24 protein-coding genes and 1 pseudogene are annotated in these 19,506 nt (G+C 72.1%); 15 read left to right on the top strand and 10 right to left on the bottom strand.

Translation table 11 applies throughout. The annotated features are described in order from the left end of the window. The first annotated feature begins 198 nt into the window (after positions 1-198). From G339_RS0131530 to G339_RS36010, 3 genes are all read left to right on the top strand, one after another. Positions 199-705, top strand: a complete 507-nt coding sequence (locus G339_RS0131530; protein ID WP_019635053.1) for a hypothetical protein — start codon at positions 199-201, stop codon at positions 703-705. Positions 706-906: 201 nt separating this feature from the next. Continuing rightward, entirely contained in the window at positions 907-1,602 is a 696-nt protein-coding gene (locus G339_RS0131525) for a ParA family protein (protein WP_169514805.1), read from the top strand. Next, on the top strand, positions 1,599-2,015 hold the full coding sequence (locus G339_RS36010; RefSeq protein WP_019635051.1) for a hypothetical protein: 417 nt from the start codon (positions 1,599-1,601) through the stop codon (positions 2,013-2,015). Before G339_RS0131525 ends, G339_RS36010 begins: the two co-directional genes overlap by 4 nt. A gap of 316 nt (positions 2,016-2,331) precedes the next feature. Here the strand turns inward: G339_RS36010 and G339_RS0131505 are convergent, their stop codons facing one another. Then, positions 2,332-2,775 carry a DUF3307 domain-containing protein gene (locus G339_RS0131505; protein WP_157408136.1) on the bottom strand — a complete coding sequence of 148 codons (444 nt, stop codon included), beginning with the start codon at positions 2,773-2,775 and terminating at the stop codon, positions 2,332-2,334. A gap of 744 nt (positions 2,776-3,519) precedes the next feature. On the opposite strand from G339_RS0131505, the gene G339_RS0131495 reads away from it, so the two are divergent. Beyond that, on the top strand, positions 3,520-3,777 hold the full coding sequence (locus G339_RS0131495; protein WP_019635048.1) for a hypothetical protein: 258 nt from the start codon (positions 3,520-3,522) through the stop codon (positions 3,775-3,777). Positions 3,778-3,842: 65 nt separating this feature from the next. On the opposite strand, the gene G339_RS0131490 is transcribed toward G339_RS0131495, so the two are convergent. The 9 genes from G339_RS0131490 to G339_RS0131440 all read right to left on the bottom strand — a co-directional run bounded on the left by G339_RS0131490 (position 3,843) and on the right by G339_RS0131440 (position 12,113). Beyond that, positions 3,843-4,427: a hypothetical protein gene (locus G339_RS0131490; protein WP_019635047.1), complete on the bottom strand. Its 585-nt coding sequence runs from the start codon at positions 4,425-4,427 to the stop codon at positions 3,843-3,845. Beyond that, entirely contained in the window at positions 4,427-7,789 is a 3,363-nt protein-coding gene (locus tag G339_RS0131485) for a DUF927 domain-containing protein (protein WP_169514804.1), read from the bottom strand. The genes G339_RS0131490 and G339_RS0131485 overlap by 1 nt, the downstream gene beginning before the upstream one ends. Before the next feature lie 555 nt (positions 7,790-8,344). Beyond that, the gene (locus tag G339_RS0131480; RefSeq protein ID WP_019635045.1) at positions 8,345-9,097 is read right to left on the bottom strand and encodes an NUDIX hydrolase; all 753 of its coding nucleotides are present in this window, start codon (positions 9,095-9,097) and stop codon (positions 8,345-8,347) included. A 1-nt stretch (position 9,098) separates the two neighbouring features. After that, on the bottom strand, positions 9,099-9,269 hold the full coding sequence (locus G339_RS39230; protein ID WP_157408135.1) for a hypothetical protein: 171 nt from the start codon (positions 9,267-9,269) through the stop codon (positions 9,099-9,101). 2 nt (positions 9,270-9,271) lie between these two features. Continuing rightward, positions 9,272-9,577 carry a hypothetical protein gene (locus G339_RS0131470; protein ID WP_019635043.1) on the bottom strand — a complete coding sequence of 102 codons (306 nt, stop codon included), beginning with the start codon at positions 9,575-9,577 and terminating at the stop codon, positions 9,272-9,274. A gap of 110 nt (positions 9,578-9,687) precedes the next feature. Beyond that, complete coding sequence (locus tag G339_RS0131465) at positions 9,688-10,686, bottom strand: NUDIX domain-containing protein (RefSeq protein ID WP_019635042.1); 999 nt, start codon at positions 10,684-10,686, stop codon at positions 9,688-9,690. A gap of 511 nt (positions 10,687-11,197) precedes the next feature. After that, complete coding sequence (locus tag G339_RS0131450; protein ID WP_019635039.1) at positions 11,198-11,578, bottom strand: hypothetical protein; 381 nt, start codon at positions 11,576-11,578, stop codon at positions 11,198-11,200. Beyond that, positions 11,575-11,712: a hypothetical protein gene (locus tag G339_RS39225; RefSeq protein ID WP_019635038.1), complete on the bottom strand. Its 138-nt coding sequence runs from the start codon at positions 11,710-11,712 to the stop codon at positions 11,575-11,577. Before G339_RS39225 ends, G339_RS0131450 begins: the two co-directional genes overlap by 4 nt. Continuing rightward, positions 11,712-12,113: an RNA polymerase sigma factor gene (locus G339_RS0131440; RefSeq protein ID WP_019635037.1), complete on the bottom strand. Its 402-nt coding sequence runs from the start codon at positions 12,111-12,113 to the stop codon at positions 11,712-11,714. Before G339_RS0131440 ends, G339_RS39225 begins: the two co-directional genes overlap by 1 nt. A gap of 254 nt (positions 12,114-12,367) precedes the next feature. On the opposite strand from G339_RS0131440, the gene G339_RS0131435 reads away from it, so the two are divergent. The 11 genes and pseudogenes from G339_RS0131435 to G339_RS35995 form a co-directional block, all read left to right on the top strand. Then, the gene (locus G339_RS0131435; RefSeq protein ID WP_019635036.1) at positions 12,368-12,562 is read left to right on the top strand and encodes a DUF7970 domain-containing protein; all 195 of its coding nucleotides are present in this window, start codon (positions 12,368-12,370) and stop codon (positions 12,560-12,562) included. After that, positions 12,559-12,753 carry a hypothetical protein gene (locus G339_RS0131430; RefSeq protein ID WP_019635035.1) on the top strand — a complete coding sequence of 65 codons (195 nt, stop codon included), beginning with the start codon at positions 12,559-12,561 and terminating at the stop codon, positions 12,751-12,753. Before G339_RS0131435 ends, G339_RS0131430 begins: the two co-directional genes overlap by 4 nt. Beyond that, positions 12,743-14,365 carry a hypothetical protein gene (locus G339_RS37275; RefSeq protein WP_051108013.1) on the top strand — a complete coding sequence of 541 codons (1,623 nt, stop codon included), beginning with the start codon at positions 12,743-12,745 and terminating at the stop codon, positions 14,363-14,365. Before G339_RS0131430 ends, G339_RS37275 begins: the two co-directional genes overlap by 11 nt. Positions 14,366-14,445: 80 nt before the next feature. Beyond that, complete coding sequence (locus G339_RS0131420) at positions 14,446-15,162, top strand: hypothetical protein (protein ID WP_019635034.1); 717 nt, start codon at positions 14,446-14,448, stop codon at positions 15,160-15,162. 77 nt (positions 15,163-15,239) lie between these two features. Continuing rightward, on the top strand, positions 15,240-15,647 hold the full coding sequence (locus G339_RS0131415; RefSeq protein WP_157408134.1) for a hypothetical protein: 408 nt from the start codon (positions 15,240-15,242) through the stop codon (positions 15,645-15,647). Continuing rightward, the gene (locus tag G339_RS0131410; protein ID WP_019635032.1) at positions 15,640-16,134 is read left to right on the top strand and encodes a hypothetical protein; all 495 of its coding nucleotides are present in this window, start codon (positions 15,640-15,642) and stop codon (positions 16,132-16,134) included. Before G339_RS0131415 ends, G339_RS0131410 begins: the two co-directional genes overlap by 8 nt. Continuing rightward, positions 16,131-16,334, top strand: coding sequence for a hypothetical protein (locus G339_RS0131405; protein WP_019635031.1), 204 nt, complete (start codon positions 16,131-16,133; stop codon positions 16,332-16,334). The genes G339_RS0131410 and G339_RS0131405 overlap by 4 nt, the downstream gene beginning before the upstream one ends. Continuing rightward, complete coding sequence (locus tag G339_RS0131400) at positions 16,331-16,525, top strand: hypothetical protein (protein ID WP_019635030.1); 195 nt, start codon at positions 16,331-16,333, stop codon at positions 16,523-16,525. Before G339_RS0131405 ends, G339_RS0131400 begins: the two co-directional genes overlap by 4 nt. After that, complete coding sequence (locus tag G339_RS0131395; protein WP_019635029.1) at positions 16,525-16,752, top strand: hypothetical protein; 228 nt, start codon at positions 16,525-16,527, stop codon at positions 16,750-16,752. Before G339_RS0131400 ends, G339_RS0131395 begins: the two co-directional genes overlap by 1 nt. Next, complete coding sequence (locus tag G339_RS36000; RefSeq protein WP_019635028.1) at positions 16,749-18,722, top strand: helicase HerA domain-containing protein; 1,974 nt, start codon at positions 16,749-16,751, stop codon at positions 18,720-18,722. Before G339_RS0131395 ends, G339_RS36000 begins: the two co-directional genes overlap by 4 nt. A 14-nt stretch (positions 18,723-18,736) precedes the next feature. Beyond that, a pseudogene (locus G339_RS35995) lies at positions 18,737-19,506 on the top strand (hypothetical protein); the annotation flags it as partial.

Raw genomic sequence — 19,506 nt, 5'->3', positions numbered from 1 at the left:
CCACCCGCACACCCCCAGCCACCCACCCGAGGGCAACCCGACCCGCACCACAGGGCCGCCCCAGCGGCCCGAGGAGCGGAAGCGGGGCGGCAGCACAAAAAACCCCAGGTAGGAGGCGAGTATGCCTAAACGCCTTCCCTATACGTGACTCTCACGTATGATGTGTGACAGTCACGTATACGAGCGGATGGGGGCACGATGCCGAACAAGACGCTGTCGGTGCGCGAGGACGACGCGCCGCTGTGGGAGCGGGCGGACCGGACGGCGCGGGCGGCCAGGACGACGGTGTCCGCGCTGGTGGCTACCGCGCTGGCGGAGTACCTCGGCGGTACCGACACGATCTCGGTCTACATGTACGAGCCGGGCCGAGGCCCTGCCCGCGAAGAGCGGTTCGAGGGTCGCTGGATCAAGGAGCCGCCGACCGGAGACCGGTACGGGGACGGTCCGGAGTACGGCCACACCGGAGCGCCTGCCGAGTGGCGGTACGGGGTGGCGGAGACCGCCAGGGGCCGTATCGCGGTGTATGTCTACCACTGGAACTACGATTACGACCGGCCTCCGGAACTGCGCGTTTTCGAGAACCTGGCCGAAGCTCAGAGGGCGTTCGCGGGCGATCCGCGCATCCCTGCGGATGAGCTGCGCTGGCTGACCGTACCTGCGGCGAAAAAGATGGAGGATGCTCCGGTTGTCTGGCGGGATATCTGACAGATGACGTAGCCGGAAGAAGGCACGCAGAAAAGCGGCTCCGATCACGTGATCGGGGCCGCTTTTCTGCGTGTCCATTAGTAATGGAGGTGGCATTATTTCCGCGAAATAAACTCTGTTAGTCTCGAACTTACAGTGTTATTGAATTCACGGGCGTGTTGGCGTAGTCCCGGACTAACAGAGTCCCGTATGCTGTATGGCATGAGTGCTTTGCGGGCGGATCCTGGCGCGGCTGCGGCGCGGCATACCGACACTCCGGTAATTCTTATAGCAAATGGCAAGGGCGGTGTAGGGAAAACGCTTTTGATGATGGGATTGTGCGCCCATACCGCAATGGCTCATGGTCGGGCACTGGGGGTTGATGTCGACCCGCTGAGGATTGCTTACCGCATTACTCAGGAGCTGCATGACCCTGGATACGACATCGTCCACGAAAGTGATCCGCGGGCGCTCAGTGGAATCCGCAAGTTGCGGGATTACGACATGATATTTGTCGATGCTCCGGGGAGCCTGGAGGGGCGGGATGTGCTGCGGGAGCTGCTGCGCAGGGTGTCCTACGTCATCATCCCGAGCGATCATGAGCCGACGACCAGAGTCGCGACGCTCGACACGGTCGATCTCATCGCCCCTACAGGGGTCCCGTACCGGGTCCTGCTCAATAATCTGGACCCGTCTCGCGGAGTGGGCCACGTGAAGAAAGCGCGGGAATGGCTGGACAAGAAGGAGCTGCCATATTTCCGCACGCTTGTCCGTCGCTATGTGGCGTGGCCAACGTCCCTTGATGAGGGACGGACGATCACACAATGGCGCGGAAAGAATTCGGCGAACGCGCGCCAGGACATTTCCGCTGTCCACACGGAACTGCTGTTGGACCTGGCGAAACGGAGGGTGTCATGAGCCGGGAGCCGGAGACGGTGGCGGAGCTGCTGGAGCGGCAGCAGCGGGAGCTGGAGGCCGAGGTCGCTGCTGTGTCCGCGCAGGAGCAGGACGAGCAGGATGACGGGGGCGGCCGGGGGGCCGGCGGGCGGGAGCCCCGGGGGCGCGACCAGGTCCGCCGGAGCCTGGGGCGCCGGGACCTGCCGCGCGGCCCCAAGCACCTGGTACTGGACCGGAAGGAGGTATATCTGAATCCCGGCCAGATGGACGCCCTGACGAGTCTGCAACGGGCTCTGAATCGCCAGCGCGGCCGGGGAATAGGTGAGCGGATCACCGAGAACACGCTCATTCGTATCGCGGTGGACCTCCTGCTCGCGCGCCAAGATGATCTTTCGGGTACGACGGAAGAAGAATTGCGGGACTCGATCTCGTAGCTGGGGCACGATAAAGGCGCGGCCGGTTTCCCGGGCCGCGCCTTTATCGTGCCGGGATTAGTGGGCGCAGGATGCGCAGAGCGCGTCTCCGTCCTGGGTAGTGGTGGCCGGTGCGGTGTAGCAGGAGACGCACATGGTGCCTCCCTGGTCCGTCACGCGGCGGGCCTGTCCCCGGAGTCGCGCGGCCTCGCGCTGCGCGATGGTCTCGTCTCCGTCGTTGCTGTGCTTGCTCATTTCAGGTCCTTTCTCGCAGGGTTTATGGGGCGGTCTGCCGCTCCGTGAGGCGCACGGGTGAGTCGTGCGCCAGGACGCAGTGTCAGGCCAGGATCAGGGTGGCTATGAGGAGCCATCCGAGGTGCCATCCCTGGTCGAGTGCGTACGCTCCGGTACCGGCCGGAGCGGTTTCGCGATTTCCGAGACGCACGAATCCGCCTTTCCCGCAATGGTCGGCGATCCATTTCAGCGAATATCCGCGATCAACAATGAAATGTGTGATCGCCGTGATGAGTGCGGCGAGCGCGGCGCGGCGCGGGTCGTAGGTGATGCCGGTGCGCCAGGCGACCAGGGCGAGGATCGCGGAGAGGGTGGCGGTGTAGGTGAGGACGTGGCGGGCGGCGGCCCAGGTCCCGGCGAGACCGGGGTCCTGCTTGCGCTCGGCCTGGGTGCCGGTCTGGATCCAGTGGTCGGCGACGTGGTGCGCGACGAGCGCCGTGACCAGGGTGACGGCGTAGGTGACGGGGTGGGTGGTGGCGGTGGTCATGGCGTCCACGATGACCGGGAACGACGTCGGTGTCTGTCGGATACCCGACACAACTCTGTAACTCACAGACTTTTTCGCCTGCGCTGCCAGATAGTCACTTGTCGGTCACCGACGGTAGTGTCCGGTCGATGCTGACGGATGATGATGATCTTCCCCCCGCTGCGACCCTGGCGGGCGGCCCAGAGCCCCCCGAGCCTCCTGGCGACGCGGAGCGCGCGGCACGGCGCCGCAGGGCTGCGCGGGCGGGCGGGGCTGCGCTCGTCCTGGCGGTGGCGCTGGGGGCGGCGCTGGCGGTGCTGGTGAGCCCCCGGGACGCCCGGACGGCGGTGGACGCGGGCCAGGGCGTGCCGCGCGGCGGCCCGGCGGTGAGAGCCTCCGTCCCGGAGTCCGGGCCGGCCCGGACTCCGGGCATGAGCACGAGCACCAGGGCGACGGGGGCCAGGCCGACCGCGACGGCCAGCGCCAGCGCGCAGCAGGGGGACGCGCGGCGTCCGCGCCGCGCACGTCCTGCGCAGGCGCTGAGGCCGTCGGTGCGAGCGTCCGGCCAGCGCCCCCGCATCGGCCATCGGCCGCGCGTCCACCGGCGTCCCAGAGCGCGCCATAGGCGCAGCGGGTGGGCGGCGGCGGAGTGCGCGCGCAGGTATCCCCGCGACCGGATCAGCCGCCGCTCCTGCGTCGCCGTGCTGCACAGCGTGTTCGGCAGATAGCGGGCATCGGCGGCGGCGGCGGTGCGACCCTGGCGTCATGGATCAGACCAGCACGACGCAGACGGTGACCGTGACGCTGGTGGGCGGCCCTGCCGACTGGCGCGGGCGGGAGCTGGAGATGCCGCGCGGCGACGTCTACGGGTGCCCGCGCGAGGACGTAGGCGCCTACCTGGTGACCGCGCACCCGCCCGAGCGCGGGGAGGGACACGACCCGGACCCGCGCGCGGACTACTCCCCCGCCCTGGACGAGTCCAGCCCCCGCACCGTGTGGCAGTTCTGGGGATGGGTGCCGTAGGCGACTACGGAAAGGGAATAAGAAATGCCCCCGACTTGAATAGTCGGGGGCATTTCTTATTCCCGCTAGAAGCGGATTTCGGAAATGGAGATAATGGTCATCGGGTGGTAGTAGGTGTCGATCAGGTATTGGAGGCGCGCCCCGGCTTCCTCGGCGCCTTTCTCGACCATGATATCGATGAGCTGCTGCATTTCGTGGGGCGGGGTGTAGGGGCCGAGATGCACCGACCGATACTCGATCCTCTGGCTGATCTGAAAATACCCCTTAATGGAGAGGCCACTGTTTCGCGGCCCGTCCTGGCTGCCGGATTTCGTCCCGGACGCCGCGAAATCCTTCCCCCGGCCGGGACGAATCCGCGACCGCCTGACCTCCTGCGTGAGCTTGTCGGCGTTTTTGGCGCGGGCAGTGTTCTTCGCGGCCTGCTTACCGGATATCCAGCGCTCCATCGTGCGCTTGGAGACGCCTACGGCTTTGGCGGCGGCGGCAGCAGACCCGTGCCTTTTCTGCAATTCCCGGGCCTGGTCCTGGCTGGTGACAGGCTCGGACTTCGGCGACCGGTTCGTCAGCGCCTCATAGATCGCCTTTCCGGGGCTCGACGCTTTCGAGCGCAGCTTGCGGACCGTCCGGCCGTACTGGTCTTTCCTCGGCATTAGTGGTCCTCCCCTGCGATGTAGCTTTCGGTCGGCCGCCAGTACTTCACGCCGAATTCCCCGAGCTGCGGGGACCGGTCAGTCCCGACCGGGATTTTGTAGATCTCTGCGAGCGGCACGGGAATCGCGCCGGTAGGAATGGCTTCTCCGAGCGTCCATCCGTCCGGTACCGGGGTGTCGATGGCGTACCACGCACAGTCGGTGTCAATTTTCACCGGCCACATGTCCGCAGCCTCTCCGAGCCGCAGAACTTTGCGCATGAGCGTGGTCCGCCACGTCGCGATAATGGTGTCCGACCAGTCCGGACGCCGGACGTACGGCGTCCCGCGCCGCAGCATCCCGGCCGTCTCGGAATAGGCCGCTTTGGCTGCCTCGATGACGCGCCGGTCGTGCGGGTCAGTGGTGTCGGAACCGTCTCCCAGGATGACGTCCCGCCATACCTCGGCGACCGGCCGAAGCGCCTCTTTGGTGTGGTGGCGCCGCTGCCCTTCGGACGAGTGCGGCGCGGGCAGCCAGGCGTCCACGATCGCCTCGCGCGGCATCCCGTGCTGCATCCACAACACGGCGGTCGGCGTGGTCACCCACACCGCGCCCGTGCCGGGCTGGTCGGTCAGCCAGGGCGGCAGCAGCTCCCAGCGGACGTCGTCGCCGCGCAGCTCCCAGCCGTGCCGCGCCACCTGGACGTACCCGGCGGTGTAGCGGTCCCAGTCCTCGGGGTCGGAGGGGACCAGCGGCCGGATCGACACAGCGGCGCTCAGCTGACTGCCCACGTACGCCTTTGTGCCGTCCACCCCGATCACGCTGGGCGCGGCCTGCTCGGTCGGGGTGAGGGTGCGCGCCCAGCCGAGCCGCGCCTCACACGCGGTCTCGCCGGGCGAGCGTGAGGCGTCCCAGCGCAGGCTGGGCGTCCAGCGGCGCCCCGGCCGGGACCGTCCGCGCTCGTACTCGGCATGGATCCGCGCGAGCGCGGCCGTCCCGGCCGTCATGAGGTAGGGCGCCCCGACCCGCTCCCGCCAGGCCGCCAGCAGGTACGCGGCTGCGGCGGCGTCGTCGCCCGGGTCCAGGAGCTGGTGGCCGGAGGCGTCCATGTCGGTGGTGGCGAGCCATGCCGGGACGACCAGCGTGTACCTCGGGCGCGCGTCGCCCCACCACGTGGTCCACGCGTCGATGATCTGGCTGCCCCGCCAGTCCTGGGCGGCGGCCTCCGTGACCGCCCGGCATCCGGCGGCGGCCTTGGCCGCGCGCTGCGACATGGCGGACATCGGCCCGTCCGGGTAGCCGACGAGCGCGGCGACGTCGGCGTCCACCGCGACCGTCCCGCCGTCGGGCATCACCTCCCGCAGCCGCGCCAGCAGCGCGGGCAGCGACGCGTAGGCGTCACCGGCCGGGACCAGCCGCTCGTCCCCCAACCACAGCCCCTCAGGGGCGCAGCCCACCGCGTACACCGGCCGGTGCTCCTGGCGCTGCTCCTGGCGCTGCTCCTGGCGGACGGTCGCGACCGGCGCGGCCGGGCCGGCGGATGCGCGGTCGGGCTCGGGCAGCGGCAGCGCGGTCGGGCTCGGCGCCGGGACCTGCTGCGCGGCGCCCTGCTCCTGCTCGCGCTCGGGGACGTGCTCCTGGCCGTGCTCCTGGCCGTGCTCGTCCGCCTGGTGCTCGTCGGGGTCGTCGTAGGGCAGGTCCTCCAGTTCGGGGAGGTCGGGCAGCCGCAGCCGGTAGACGGGCACCGGGATCCCGGCCAGGCGCTGGCGGTGCTTGTACTCGCCCGCCTTGCGGGTCGCGGCGGTGACGTGCAGCAGGCCGCGCGCGTGCAGCTCCCGCAGCGCGACCGTCCGGTCGATCCCCAGCGACTCGGCGACGTCGGCGACCCATGCCGGGAAAACGGCGAGCCACTGGCCTTCGTCGTCGCGGACGCCGTGCAGCTCCCGCGCGATGCCGTGCTGGGGCAGGGCGGTGCGGTCGGGATCGCGCATCGAGGCGAGCGCGGTGTCCTCGCGCGGGCGGGCGGACTCGCGGTAGGCCGAGTGCGTGGGCCACGCGGCCGGGACGGCGGCCAGCGACTCGGCGAGCGCGGCCAGGAGCCGGTCCGCGTCGTGCTCGGGGTGGTCGGGAACGTGGTCGAGGTACACGCGGGCCTCCTGCGCCGCCTGGTCGGACAGGATCGTGCCGGTACCGGCGAGGTCGTCGATCAGCATCGCTCCGGCGACGTAGGCGTGCAGGTGCCGCGCGATGGCGCGGCGCGTCCCGCCGTCCGGCAGGGGGACGGCGTCCTCGGCCGCGCGGATGAGCGCTGCGACGTCGGCCGCGGGCCGGTCAAGGATCGCTTCGCCCAGGTGCCCGTACAGGCTCGGCAGCAGGTCCGTCTCGACCCGCTCGGCGTCGGTCGCGCGCAGCGTGAACGGGGTGTCCAGCTCGATGACGCGGCGCGGCAGACCCGCGTACTTGCCGGACTCCAGGCCGTCCAGCAGCCTGCCGTTCCCCGACGAGAACAGGATCCCGTACCAGCGGCGGGAGACCCGCGCGCGGTCCCCGGTGCGGTCCCCGGTGATGCGCTGCGCGCCGTGCGCCACGGAGTAGAGGAGCTTGCCCCACCGCTCGGGCGTCAGGTCCGCCGTCCCGGCCTCATCGAGGAATCCCGGCAGCAAGCCCAGGCCGCCGAGGTACCGCGTCAGACCGATCGCGGAGGCGTCCCACTGCTGCACGATCCCGCCGTCGTCCTCGGGCGATCCCCAGATCGCGGCGGCCGCCCGCAGGACAGTGGTCTTGCCCCTGGTCGCGTCGCCCCACAGGGACACGGTGTGGCTCTTGCGCTTGAGCGGGCGGACGAAAGGCGCGACGGCGGAGGCGCCCAGCACCAGCGCCATCCACCGGGACCGCACGGCGATCTGCACGACCTCGCGCCAGGTCTCCAGCGCCTGGCCGCGCTCGACGGGGGCGGTCTCCAGGTATCCGGCGGGCAGGCTCTCGCGGACCGGGACCGTCATCCGCCCGTCGCTGCCCAGGCGCGGAGTCGCGTCCCGTTCGGGGGCGTCCTCGGCCATGAGCCGGATCGCGCTCCCCGCCGCGCGGATCACCTGGTCGTCGTCGGACAGGGCGACGCTCATGATGTTGGCCCACTCGCCCGACCGGACACTCAGGTGCCCGTACAGCGCACGCTCCCCCTCGGGGGTCGCGGACATGAGGTAGTCCGTGCCCGCGACGCGCCCGGCGCCGTCGCGGCGCACCACCCGCGCGTGGACGACGGGCAGCCGCGCGACCCGCAGCCACCCCAGCGACTCGGACTCGTCGCGCCGGTAGACACCCGGCTCGAACACGTCCGCGTCACCGGGCGCGCTCCAGCGCAGCGCCCCCCGCGCAGACGGCACCGCGCGGTGCGGCCGGATCCGGTCCAGCAGCTCCCCCGCGTCATCGGCGGCATCGGCCGCGCGCCGCGCGCGAGGACCAGGCCGTACCGCACGCGCGGCGGCTGCGTCCTCTGAACTGGCGCGACGCGCTTTGCGCGGACGCGGGACGCGACCGGAAGACTGAGACGTCGTCGTCATGCCTCACCACCCGCCAGGGTGGGGCGCGACACGTCGGAGATTGCGCCCACGGTGGGACGCGAGTACGGAGTCACGTAGACTCTCCTCGGGATGTCGTGGGCGTCTCAGAGATCGGCTGGTAACCGATCCGCAATTCTGAGGCGCCCATTGGCTTTTAACCGGCAACCCTACGCCCCCTACGGCCTACGTCTTGTGTTATCGCCCGCGTGTCCCGGCACTAGTTTGACCATCTGTCACCCGGCGAGTTGACGGCCTGCTGTGCTGCGTGGACGCCTGGGCCGCGCGATATGGGCGCCGTGTCCGGGCGTGGTGGGCATGGTGTGACAACTGGGATAGGAATTGGCCCCTGACCGGATCCGGCCAGGGGCCGTGCAGCGTCTACAGGATGGTGTCGGCGGGCACCTCGCAGTCCTGGCAGACCGCGCGGCGCACGATCCCGCCGTCGTCGGGGTCGTCGTGCTCGTGCCAGAGGGCGGGCGGGTCGGCGACCGCGCCGCAGCGGGTGCAGGTGTCGGGCAGCGGGAGCGCGGCGACGGCATCGACCAGGTCGCGGTCCTGCTCGTCCCACGGCACGTCCAGGAGTCCCGCCCCTGCCAGCCACCGCACCCAGACCGGCTCGATGCCGGGGTCGGCGCTCCACTGCTGGTCGGAGATCTCGCCGCGCGCGTAGGCCAGCGTGCGCGCGGCGGCGGTGGCCAGGCCGTCACCGTCCATCCAGCGCACGTCGGCGACCTCGCGCCGCGCGGGCTCCAGGGCCGGGTGCTCGGTCACGTGCAGGCGGTAGACCGTCCAGCGGTGTCCGGCCGTGGGCAGCGCCTGCGCCAGGTCCAGCGGCGCGGACCCGTCGCCGGCGACGTCGGCGACCGTGGGCGGCCAGGGGCGGCGGCGGCACCTGTTCGGCCGCCATGCCTGCGCCAGGGTCGGCATCCGCGTCCACCGGTCGGTGACCGCCAGGCCGATCTCCTCCCGCAGCTCGGCGAGCGCGGCGTCCAGCGGGGTGCCGTGGTCGTCGACGTGTCCGGCGATTCCCGCGAGTCCGGCCGGGGGCGTGGCGCGCTGGATCATCAGGACGCGGTCCTGCGGGTCGGTGATGACGATCCCGACGCTGGTGCCGTCGCACTGTTTCGGCATGTCAGCGCCCCTGTCCGGTGCCGTGGCAGGTCCGGCAGGTGACCTCGCGCCGCTCGCCGCCGAACTCGCTGATCAGAACCTTGGCTCCCGCGCAGTTCCAGCACGCGCCGCGCGCCTCCGCCGAGGTCGGCGACTCCGTGCTGTTCACCGGCTCTTTGTTCTCCTCCCTCATGGTCAGCTCCCGCTCTGGACGCTGGTCGTCGCCGTCTGGACGCTGGTCGTCAGGGTGACCGACCAGCGGTCGGCGACGTCGGGGTCGGTGGGCAGCAGGTCCCGGATCGTGGTGGCGAGCGCGCCGTACTGCGCGCTCAGGTCCCGCATGTGCTCGACCTCGCTCGCGCTCTCCTGGCCGTACTCGCCGTGGGTCAGGTCGGCCGCCGTCGCGTACGCGGTCTCCGCGCGCTCCAGGGCCTCGCGGATCCGGTGCAGGTCACCGGCGTCCATCGTGAGCGTCCTGCCGTCCGTCTTGCTGTGGTCCATGTCGTCTCCGTTCTCGGGGGGTCGGTCCCCGCGCTGTGCGGGGTGACCGGGTCCGGTCCGCCACGGGGCAGCGGGCCGGACCCGGTCATCACCACAGCGCGGCAGCGTGGTCAGGGCTGCGCGAGCAAGCCGTCGGGGGCCAGAGCCTCCCGCAGCAACTCCACGTGCGCGGCGAAGACTCTGCCGCCCAGGCGCTCGCCCAGGTCGGCGGTCAGGGCGTCGTAGGAGTCGGCGCGGACCCACTCGGCGCGCACGGCGTCGTCCAGGCCGCGCACCTCGGGCAGGTCGGCGAGCAGGATCTGCGCGACGCACACGGTCGTGACCATCCACGCCTCATCGGTGGCGCGCGGGTCGGGCACGTACCGCGCGGGCAGCGGCGTCCACCGCGCGCCCGGCAGACTCAGCGCCGCCTCCTCGTGCAGCTCGCGGACGGCGGCGTCGGCCGGCGACTCGCCCGGATCGACGTAGCCGCCCGGCAGCGCCCAGCCCAACCGGTCCCGGCGCTCGACCATGAGCACCCACAGCTCGTCATCGGGCAGGTCGGCCAGCACGAGCGCGTCCGCGCACTGCTGCTCGCCCCAGTGGCCCAGGTGCCCGCGCCCGTACCGGATCCCGGTCGGGGCGCCGGGGCTGACCGGGCGCCCGTCCACGACGCGGTGCGGGACCGCTGCGCGGGCCTGCCGCCCGGCCCAGTCGATGCGGGTCGGGTCGGTCTCGGGGTCGGCCCAGTCCGCGCCGTCGCGCGCGGCGAACAGGACGTCGGGGTGCGTCCAGGCGGTCTCCGGGGTCGCCCCCGCGACCAGCGCCGCGCGCAGGGCGTCGGTGACATGGGGGTCGTCGGGCAGTGCGGACCCGATCTGCTCGGCGAGGTACCGGAAATCGTCCGCCAGGTCGGCCATCCGGTCCGCGTCGCCCGGCATGGCCTGGTGCCACGTCGGGACGCTGATCACGGCGCGGTAGTCGGTCCCGGCCTCCTCCTCCTGGTGCAGCGCCCGCGCGATCTCCTTGGCCATCCGGTGCGCCTCGGTCAGCGCCAAGCAGACGGTCCGCAGCCCGTTTCCGGTCAGCGTGACCGGAGCCATCGGCGTCCGCGTCGTGTCGTGCGTCATGTGAGTCTCCGCTCGCTGCTGGGGGTCGTGAGGCAGTCGGGGCAGCGCACCACAGCGCGGCCCCTGCACTCGGGGCACATCCGGTCGAGGGGGTAGCCGTCCCCGTCGCACGCGGTGCAGGTGACGCGCTGCGACCCGTCGCACGTCAGACACGGGTGGTCGCCGTCGCAGTTGATCAGCAGGCACTCGTCGCACTGCACGTAGATCCCGCTCCCGCCGCACAGGATGCACTCGGGTCCGCACCTGGCGGATGTGCATCTGCGCCGGATCATGGCCATCTCTCTCCGATCATCGTCATGTCCCCCTGGCCGGGGGGTCCCGCTGCGCGGGGTGACCAGACCCGGACGGATCCCACAGGGTGCGGGCGTCCGGCCGGGCCTGATCATCACCGCAGCCGGTCAGCGCTCGATCTCGTCGCCGCAGCCACGGCACTGGTAGACGTCACGGCCGGTCGTCCCGCCGCCGGTACCGGCGGGCGTGAACGACTGGCCGCCGCAGGTCGGGCACTCCATCACGCCACCTCCCGCCGCGCCGCACCCGCTGAGCCGCCGCTCGCCGAGCCCGACGGGTCCGCCGTGCGGGCGGTGGGGACCGTGGGGGCGTCGGCGCCACGGCCGCGTCCGCCGCGCGGGGGACCACCGTCGTCCTGGCCGTCCCCGTCGTCCTGGCCGTCGTCCTCGCGGCGCCACATCCGCACCGCCCAGTCCGCGACCGTGCGGACGCGCAGCCGGTCCCCCGCGTCCAGCGCGCCCAGGACGTAGCCGCTCAGCGTCGCCGCCAGCACGCCCACGATGAGCCAGTAGTGGCCGGTCAGGACGTCCACGACCAGCACCACCAGTACCGGCGTCGGCAGAATCTGACGCGCGTCCCGCGTCCGCTTGCGGGCGCTCACTTGGACTCCTTGCGCTGGCGCTCCATCTCGCGCGCCGCGCGCCGGATCTCCTGCTCGGCCGCCGCCGTGTTCAGCCGCGCCAGCTCCCGCCGGACCTGCTCGTCGTAGTCGCTCGTCGCCTTGTTGGAGGCCATCACAGCCCCCCGCCGCGCGGCGCGGGCACGTCGTCCCCGCAGTGCAGCCCCGCGTGCGACGCCTCACGCGCCACGATGAGCTGCGCCACCGCCTCCGCACGCAGCCGCGCGAACGCTCGCCCGCACAGACCCGCGAGCCACCCGCGCACGTCCCGCCCGCCGTCCCGGCGACTGTCCGCGCTCGCGATGTGCTCGGCGACCAGCACCCAGGTCTCGGCCGCCACGTCGTCGGCGTCCTCGCGCGTGTCCGCCAGCACCCGCGCCAGCGCCGCGACGTGCCCCGCGTGCTCGCGGTACAGCGCCTCCAGCGCCACCCGCCCCTGCTCGATCATCGGCGGGACCACCGGCACGCAGTGCCCCGCCACGGGCGCGATCTCGCGCCCCGTCACGTCGTAGGTCATGATTGACCCACTCCTTCCAGGAGTGCGCCCTCGCCGGAGTTCTTTCCTAGGGACCCACCGGCGGGGGCGCTTTGCGTTGCCCGTTGCCAGGCTTGGCAACGGGCCATGTGACACTCAGTCGTAGATCACCATCCTTGACTGAGTGTCACACCATCCAGCACGACAGTACGGCGCTTGCCGCAGGACTGCAAGTCTGTCATCCTGCCAACATGACAGTTCTCGGCAGCGCGCCTCCGACCGACAGGAGCCGCCACATGGCCAACCGCCCTCCGTCCCGCCTGCTCGTGTCCCACGCCACCGCCGACGACGTGGACATGGCCCTCATCGACGTCTCCCACGAACTGCGGCGGCGTGTCGGCAAGGCCGAGTTCAACGACGTGCTGGTCCGCGTGGCCCTCGCTCACATGGACGAGGTCAAAGCGCAGGTCAGGGGAGGACAGAGCCAGTGACAAACGACAACGACCCGGCCCCGCTGGCCGCCGTCCTGGACCGCGCGCTGCGCCGGATCGACCGCGCGTTCGCCGAGGATGCCGACCGGCACGAGTCCGACAAGCACTCGGCGCTGGAGGACATCGAGGCCGAGCTGTCGCGCGCACGCCGCGAGCTGCTGGGGGAGGTGGCCACCAGTGATGGCGAGTGACCTGCTGAGCCAGTTCGGCCAGCACCCGGTCCCGGCCGCTGTGGTGGCCGCGTCCGCCGTCGCCCTGGTGGCGCTGGTCGCGGTCGCGGTGCGGCGGGGGGTGCGGGCCGGCGCTCGCGCGGTGCGGGCGCACCGGGCGCGGCGCGCGTCCGCCAGCTCGGCCGCGCGGCAGGGCGCGGACGGCCCCGCGGTGACCGCGTGGACGCTGCTGGGCGCCGCCATCGCGACGGTCGTCGCGGCGGAGGGCATGTGGGAGACGTTCTCCTCCCCCGGCATGCACATGTCCCCCCTGATCAGGATCGCCACGTTCGCGTTCATCGAGGTCGCGGTGGTCGGCGCGGCGCTGCGTGCGCGGCAGTCCATGCGCGAGTCGTACGCGCCCGGTGTGGACGGCATCGCGATGTGGGTGCTGACCGGCACGTCGGCGCTGCTGAGCGCGTCGCACGCCATCGGCGAGGACGACCCGAGCGCGGGCGTCATCCTGATCCGCCTGTGCGCGCCCCTCATCGCGGCGTGGGGCTGGGAGCGCACGATGCGGCTGGAGCGCCGCCGCCGCACCGGCCGGACGGGCGCGATCCACTGGCGGATCACGCCGGAGCGCATCCTGGTCCGGCTCGGCCTGGCCGATCCGACCGCGCAGGAGACGCCGGAGGTCGCCGCGCGCCGGTACCTGATGCAGGCCGCACGCGCCGCTGGCCGCGCGCGGGAGCTGACCGGCAAGGACAGGCGGCAGCGCACGGCGCTGCGTCGTCTCTCGCGGGCTTTGGGCCGCGCGATGGAGCACGCGAACCTGGCCACCGACCCGGCGCGGCAGGACGAGTTCCTGGGCGCCCTGGGCGTGGTCTACAACGCGGCCGGAGTGCTCCAGGTCCAGCCGCGCGCGCCGTGGGACCCCCAGCCGCAGCGTCCGGCGGACGGCGGCCTCCGGGCGGACGTGCCGGTGCGGGACGCGCTGCGCACGGTCGCGGGATACGGCGTCCCGGCGCTGCGGTCGGACCGGGCCGGGCGCATCGCGCGGGAGGGAGCGGTGCGGCTCCCGCTCGCGTCACTGCGGGACACAGACTCTGTGAGTCCGCGAGTCATCGAGTCACTGACTCCGGGTGTCCCGGATCTGATCCGGGATCAGATCCCGGATCAGCCGCGCGCGGTGATCCCCCCGCAGCGGGACGGAGGCCGCAGCGGCGAGACCGAGTCCGCCCGCGTCGCGGATCAGATCCGGGATCAGATCCCCGGTCGCGCCGCCGCCCCCGAATCACCGACTCCGGATGTCCCGGAGTCACAGGCTCCGGTGATCCCCCCGCAGATGACGGAGGAGATGGTGGCGGAGCGGGACATGCTGCTGGCGCTGCCGTCCGCCGCCGCGCGGGTCCGCGCCGCGATGGACGCGCTGTCGGCGGACGGCACCGAGCCGTCGCCCAGCCTGGTCGTCGCCTGGCTGGGCGCGCGGTGGCTGCCCGTCACCCTGGGGTACGCGCGCACCGCCATGCGCCGCGCGCGGCGCATGGCGTCCGGCGACGAGCACGACCAGGGCCAGGGCCAGGACGAGCGCGGGGACGGACGGCAGGGAGACGCCGTGCAGGACGCGGGATCCTCTCGCCTGATCCGCGCGTAGCCGCAGGTCGGGCGCCCTGCGACTGGCATGATCGAAACTCTGTGAGAACCAGGATCTGTGAGAACCGGAGGAACAGGAAAATGAACGGGCTGTACATCGGAGACATCGTGGTCGGTGTCGGTGCGGGTCTGCCGTGGGTGATCGACGCGGGGCAGGAGATCCGGCCGCACCTGCTGGTGGCCGGGGGAGCGGGCAGCGGCCGGACGGCCCTGGCGCGGCTGGCGCTGGCGCAGGATCTGGCGGCCGGACGGCACGCGCTGGTGCTCGACCCGTCCGGCGGGTCGCGGTGGTCGTCGCTGCTGCCGTACGTCGATCACCGCATCGACCTGCTCGACATCGCCGAGGGCCTCATGGCGCTCGGCGACACGGCGGGCGCCCTGGACGCGCCGCTGACGCTGGTCATCGACCGGGCGGACGAGCTGCTGCGCACGCTCGCAGCCACGCCGATCGGCGAGCGCGCGGCCGACGTCGTGGCGCACCTGCTGACCGTGGACGGCCTGCGCGTCGTGGCGACGTGCGGCTCCGCCAGCTCCGGCCAGGTGCCCCCCGTCGACCAGTACGGGACGGCGGTCCTCACGCGCTACACCCGCCACACGTGGCAGCAGGTCACCGGCGGCCTGCCCCACGTGCCCTCGCCGTCCGGGCAGGGCCGCGCGGTCCTGGTCACCCGTGGCCACCTCCCGTCGATGACCGAGCCGCTGGCGGTCCCGTGGCTGGCGCCGGGATGCGCGCAGATGCACGCGGCCGGACTCCTGACCCTGCGCGCGGCGCTCGACCAGAGCACCACGCACCGCTGACCCGCCGCTGACCAGGGCGCGAGGGGCCGACCGACGGCACATCGTCGGCCCCTCGCCTCGATCCCGAGAGAGAGATCATGTCCAGTTTCGCAGCAGTGCTCAGCACCGCGACGGGCGGCTTTGCGGTCGGAGTCGTGTTCGGCGGCGTCGTCCTGGGGCCGCGCGTCTACCTCACCGGCCGCGCGGCGCGCGGGCCGGCCTACGGACCCGCCGCCCGTCCCGCCGCCGCCCCCGGCGTCACCGCGCACGCCCAGCCGCAGCCGGGCGCGATCCCGGTCACCGTGACCGTCGTGGCCGCGCCGCAGCTCGGCCCCGCGTCCGGATCGGTGGACGCGTACGGCGTGCCGCAGCCGATTCCCGCGCACATTCCGACCCGCACCGCCGGAATCGGCTATACACCCGCCCTTACCGGTGGCAGCATGATCAGCAACCGTCCCGGTCAGACCGGGCCGGGGACGACCCCCCAGGAGACCGGCCATGAGTGACCCCACCACCCGCAGCCCCGGCCGCAGCCTCGCGGTCATCGTCCTGCTCGTGCTCGGCGTGCCGAGCGTCAGCGTCGCCGTGCTCCTGGCGCTGCTCGCGCTCCCCGACGCCGTGGCGCTCCCGCTGTCCCTGGCGGGGCTGTGCGCGTGCCTGTGCGTCCCCTGGGCGCTCCAGCGCAGCGCCGCCCAGCAGGCCACCCAGCGCGCCGTGCGGGACGCGCAGCAGGTCCAGGGCTGGGCGCAGGAGCTGTACCTGTGCGCCGTCGATGTTGAGGGCGGCAGCTACCGGCACGACTACGCGCGGCTGACGTGGCCGGAGGTCGCAGGGTGGGGGGCCGACACCTCCCGCGCGCATCCGGGCGCCCTGGTCCACGTGGAGCGCGCGCTCGATGACGGAGAGGACGCCGCGTCCCTGCCCCGCACCGTGTGGACGTGGCGCGACGGCGTCCTGATCTCCTCCCAGGTGCCGGGCGGTGAGGAGCTGTGAGCGCCCCCGCCGTCCGGCCCTGCCCGTCCTGCGGCACGCCGCGCCCCATCCGGTACTACCTGTGCCGGTCGTGCTGGTACCAGCTCGCGCCCGCCGCGCGCCGCGCCCTGTCCCTGCGCGACTCCCGCGCCCCGCAGCGCCTGGTGGAGCTGCACCGCCAGCTCCACCAGGACGTGCCGCTGGCGGAGGTGACGCTGTGATCCGCCCGGCCCTGTCGACGCTCCTGGCCGTCGCGCTGGCCCTGGTCATCGTGGCCGCGCTCACCGCCGCCGTGGTCCTGGTCCTCGGCCTCCCCGCCCGCGCGATCCCCGGGACCGTCTCCGCGATCGCGTTCGCGATCGTGGCCTACCTGCGCGGGCGCCGCATCCGCCGCCGTGGGGGTGACCGGTGATGCGCGCGCTCCTGGGCGCCGCCGCCGCGCTCGTCCTGCTGGCGCTCGTCCTGGCCGTGGGCCGGCCGGGCGACGCCGCGCGCGTCGTCCTCGGCACGCTCGTCCTGGCGGGCGCCGCCGCCTACCTCACCGTCCCGGCCTGGCTGCGCGGACGTCCCGTCATGGTCGCCGTGCAGATCCAGGGCGGCCCCGGTATCTGCTGGATCTCCCGAGGGGGCGAGTCATGAGCCCGCAGCGCATCCGCATCCGCAAGGGCGCGTTCGGCGGAGAGCAGCTGGAAGTCCACAACTCCCACTACGCGCTCCCCGTGATCTGGCGCTGGTTCAGCGGTGCGGCGCTGGACGGCCAGCGCCGCACCGACGCCACCTGGACCCACCGGGGCACCTCCCCGCGCGGGGACGCAGCGCCCATCTGGTGGGACTACCTGACGCGCTGGGAGCGCGCCGGGATCCGGACCGGCGGCACGCTTGGCATCGCCGGTCTCGGCGCGTCCGCCATCGTCGCCCCCGGCGCCACGCTGGACGGCGTCCACTACGGCGGCACCGGGATCGGGTGCGCGCTGGCGCTGTGGGGCGGCCACCGCCTCGCGGACGGGCTCCTGACGTGGCGGCACCGCCGGGACTGGCTCTGGCCCCTCCACGTCGCTCTCAGGCCCGTCCTGGGCTACCCCGAGGGCACCAAACCCGGCAGCTACATCACCCTGCCCGAGAATTTCGCGCAGATCACGGGTGAGATGCTGCGCATCCAGCTCCCCGCCACCTGGGTCGGAGAGTCCTCCGCGCTGATCGCCGAGGGCCAGGAGCGCATCAGCCAGATCGTCATCCGCAAACTCGGCCTCCAGGACGTCAGCGCGAGCTACCACGTGCGCGGCCGGGACCACTACATGACCATGCGGCAGGCGCCCCGCCCGCCCGCGCGGGTGATGTGGGCGGACGCCGCAGTACAGCGCATGGTCGCCAAGGCCGACCCGGACGCGCCGCTGCTCGGCCTCACCCACCAGGCCCGCCCCGTCGCGGTCTCCCTGGACGACGAGTCGCCGCACATCCTGGTCTCCGCAGGCACCGGAGGCGGCAAAAGCGTCATCCTCAGGACGATCGCCGCGCAATTCATGGCGCAGGGCGCGAAAGTCGTGGTCCTCGACCTCAAGCGCCATTCCCACAAATGGATCCGCGGACTGCCCGGCGTCACCTACTGCCGCGATGTCGAAGACATCCACGAAACGATGGAATGGCTCACCCTCGAAGGTGACCGCCGCAACCGGATCGTAGACGAGTGGGAGGGCGATCCCAATGACGCACCGGTCGGGCCGCGAATCGTCATCCTGCTCGAAGAACTCAACGCGACCATGGGGAGGCTCAAGAAGTACTGGAAGCGGATAAAGACAAAGGAGGACGACCCGGAATCGCCTGCGATTACGGGTCTGGCCGATGTGCTGTTCATGGGGCGCGCGGTCCGCATGAACGTCATCGCCTGCGCGCAGTCCGCCACGGCGAATGCGCTCGGCGGCCCTGAAATGCGCGAGAATTTCGCCACACGCATTCTCGCCCGGTACACCAAGAACGCCTGGAACATGCTCGTCCCGGAGGTCCAGCCTGCACCGTCTTCCACTCGGCACCCAGGCCGCGCGCAAGTTGTTCTCGGTGGCGTCGCCCACGAAACGCAAATCATGTTCTTCACTCCCGAGGAAGCGCGCGCATTCGTCCTCTCCGGCGGTGTCTGGATGGATCCGGGCGACGAATTGGAATCGCTGCCCTCCCCGTCGGGCGGAGTCCCGGCCGTGCGGCACACCGGCCCGGCCACCACGTCACGTCACGATGTCACGGACCCACCTCTACCAGGTGACACGCGCCCTGAGCGTCACGTGACGGCCACGACCTGGGCGGACCCGCGTGACGACCAGGACCAGGTCCCCCGCCAGCGCGGGCCATTCCAGATCTACGACGGCGGAAGGGCCGAGGAATCGACTCCGGAGCGTGAGCCCGAGCGCGAGCTGTTCGGGTTCGCGGAGGCCGCACGCGCCGGGATCATCACCCTGTCCGACACCCCAGACAAGACCGCACAGATTCTCCGGACCGAAAAACGCCGGGACCCGGAATTCCCCGAGCCAGACGGGACGAAGAACGGCCGCCCGGCCTACTACGCAGAAACTCTCCAGCGGTGGGCACGCAACCGGCCGCGCGCGGCTGGCGACGAATAGAAAGGAGCACACAAATGTTCCGCAGAAAGCCGAAAGCCGAGCACTGGGTATCGTGGGATGAGGAAAAGCCCACCGACCCGCGAGACACGATCGGCCGCGCCTATCTCACCGGCGATTTCGTCATCCGGGACGAGCCGAAGGCCGAGCCGCCCGCGCCTCCGGCCGCCGATGCCCAGGACGCGCCCACGCGGCCGGACCTGCCCGCAGTCCAGCTCCCGCCACCCACCGCACCGCCCCCGGCGCCGCGCGCCACGCGGGCGCCCACGCCCCCGCCGGCGATCGAGGGCACTCCGTCCACGCGCCCCGCGCAGCGCCCCATAGCGCCGCTCACCCGCGCCATGCCCCCGGCCTCTGACCGGCCCGTCCTGCCCGAGCCGCCGATCCCGCCAGCGCGCAGCTCCACGCCCACCGAACAGGGGCCTCCGCCCCTGTTCGGTGGGCAGACGGCGGCCACCGTCCCCGACCGCCCGGAGCCCCGCGTCCCGGCCGTACCGGTCACCAAGCCCACCCGCAGCCGCCAGCGCAGGGTGATCCGGTCCGAGCGCGCCACCACACCCATCCCGTGGCGCTCCCGCGCGCTCGTGATCGGCGTCGGAATCGCCACACTCGCAGGCACAAGCGCGGCGCTACTCACCGTCGGCCTCGCCACCTACGCCGTGATGTGGCTGCCGTGGGAAGGGCGCATGATCATCGGATTCGGGATCATCGGATTCGGCTGGCGCACCGCCAAGGATTGGCCGGGAATCCGCGCGAATATCGCCACCCGCGCCACGTACGTATGGGG

This window comes from Actinomadura atramentaria DSM 43919 (assembly GCF_000381885.1).
GTDB classification, from domain to species: domain Bacteria; phylum Actinomycetota; class Actinomycetes; order Streptosporangiales; family Streptosporangiaceae; genus Spirillospora; species Spirillospora atramentaria.
The sequence above is the reverse complement of the archived record's forward strand: the minus strand, read 5'-3'. Positions and strand labels throughout refer to the sequence as shown.

Excerpts from the sequence above, each read along its gene's own strand:
- G339_RS0131465 (WP_019635042.1), bottom strand. The coding sequence starts at position 10,686 with ATGACGCACGACACGACGCGGACGCCGATGGCTCCGGTCACGCTGACC.
- G339_RS39230 (WP_157408135.1), bottom strand. The coding sequence starts at position 9,269 with ATGAGGGAGGAGAACAAAGAGCCGGTGAACAGCACGGAGTCGCCGACC.
- G339_RS0131395 (WP_019635029.1), top strand. The coding sequence starts at position 16,525 with ATGCGCGCGCTCCTGGGCGCCGCCGCCGCGCTCGTCCTGCTGGCGCTC.
- G339_RS0131435 (WP_019635036.1), top strand. The coding sequence starts at position 12,368 with ATGGCCAACCGCCCTCCGTCCCGCCTGCTCGTGTCCCACGCCACCGCC.
- G339_RS0131505 (WP_157408136.1), bottom strand. The coding sequence starts at position 2,775 with ATGACCACCGCCACCACCCACCCCGTCACCTACGCCGTCACCCTGGTC.
- G339_RS36010 (WP_019635051.1), top strand. The coding sequence starts at position 1,599 with ATGAGCCGGGAGCCGGAGACGGTGGCGGAGCTGCTGGAGCGGCAGCAG.
- G339_RS36000 (WP_019635028.1), top strand. The coding sequence starts at position 16,749 with ATGAGCCCGCAGCGCATCCGCATCCGCAAGGGCGCGTTCGGCGGAGAG.
- G339_RS0131470 (WP_019635043.1), bottom strand. The coding sequence starts at position 9,577 with ATGGACCACAGCAAGACGGACGGCAGGACGCTCACGATGGACGCCGGT.
- G339_RS0131420 (WP_019635034.1), top strand. The coding sequence starts at position 14,446 with ATGAACGGGCTGTACATCGGAGACATCGTGGTCGGTGTCGGTGCGGGT.
- G339_RS37275 (WP_051108013.1), top strand. The coding sequence starts at position 12,743 with ATGGCGAGTGACCTGCTGAGCCAGTTCGGCCAGCACCCGGTCCCGGCC.
- G339_RS0131530 (WP_019635053.1), top strand. The coding sequence starts at position 199 with ATGCCGAACAAGACGCTGTCGGTGCGCGAGGACGACGCGCCGCTGTGG.
- G339_RS0131415 (WP_157408134.1), top strand. The coding sequence starts at position 15,240 with ATGTCCAGTTTCGCAGCAGTGCTCAGCACCGCGACGGGCGGCTTTGCG.
- G339_RS0131440 (WP_019635037.1), bottom strand. The coding sequence starts at position 12,113 with ATGACCTACGACGTGACGGGGCGCGAGATCGCGCCCGTGGCGGGGCAC.
- G339_RS0131480 (WP_019635045.1), bottom strand. The coding sequence starts at position 9,097 with ATGCCGAAACAGTGCGACGGCACCAGCGTCGGGATCGTCATCACCGAC.
- G339_RS0131410 (WP_019635032.1), top strand. The coding sequence starts at position 15,640 with ATGAGTGACCCCACCACCCGCAGCCCCGGCCGCAGCCTCGCGGTCATC.
- G339_RS39225 (WP_019635038.1), bottom strand. The coding sequence starts at position 11,712 with ATGGCCTCCAACAAGGCGACGAGCGACTACGACGAGCAGGTCCGGCGG.
- G339_RS0131495 (WP_019635048.1), top strand. The coding sequence starts at position 3,520 with ATGGATCAGACCAGCACGACGCAGACGGTGACCGTGACGCTGGTGGGC.
- G339_RS0131525 (WP_169514805.1), top strand. The coding sequence starts at position 907 with ATGAGTGCTTTGCGGGCGGATCCTGGCGCGGCTGCGGCGCGGCATACC.
- G339_RS0131490 (WP_019635047.1), bottom strand. The coding sequence starts at position 4,427 with ATGCCGAGGAAAGACCAGTACGGCCGGACGGTCCGCAAGCTGCGCTCG.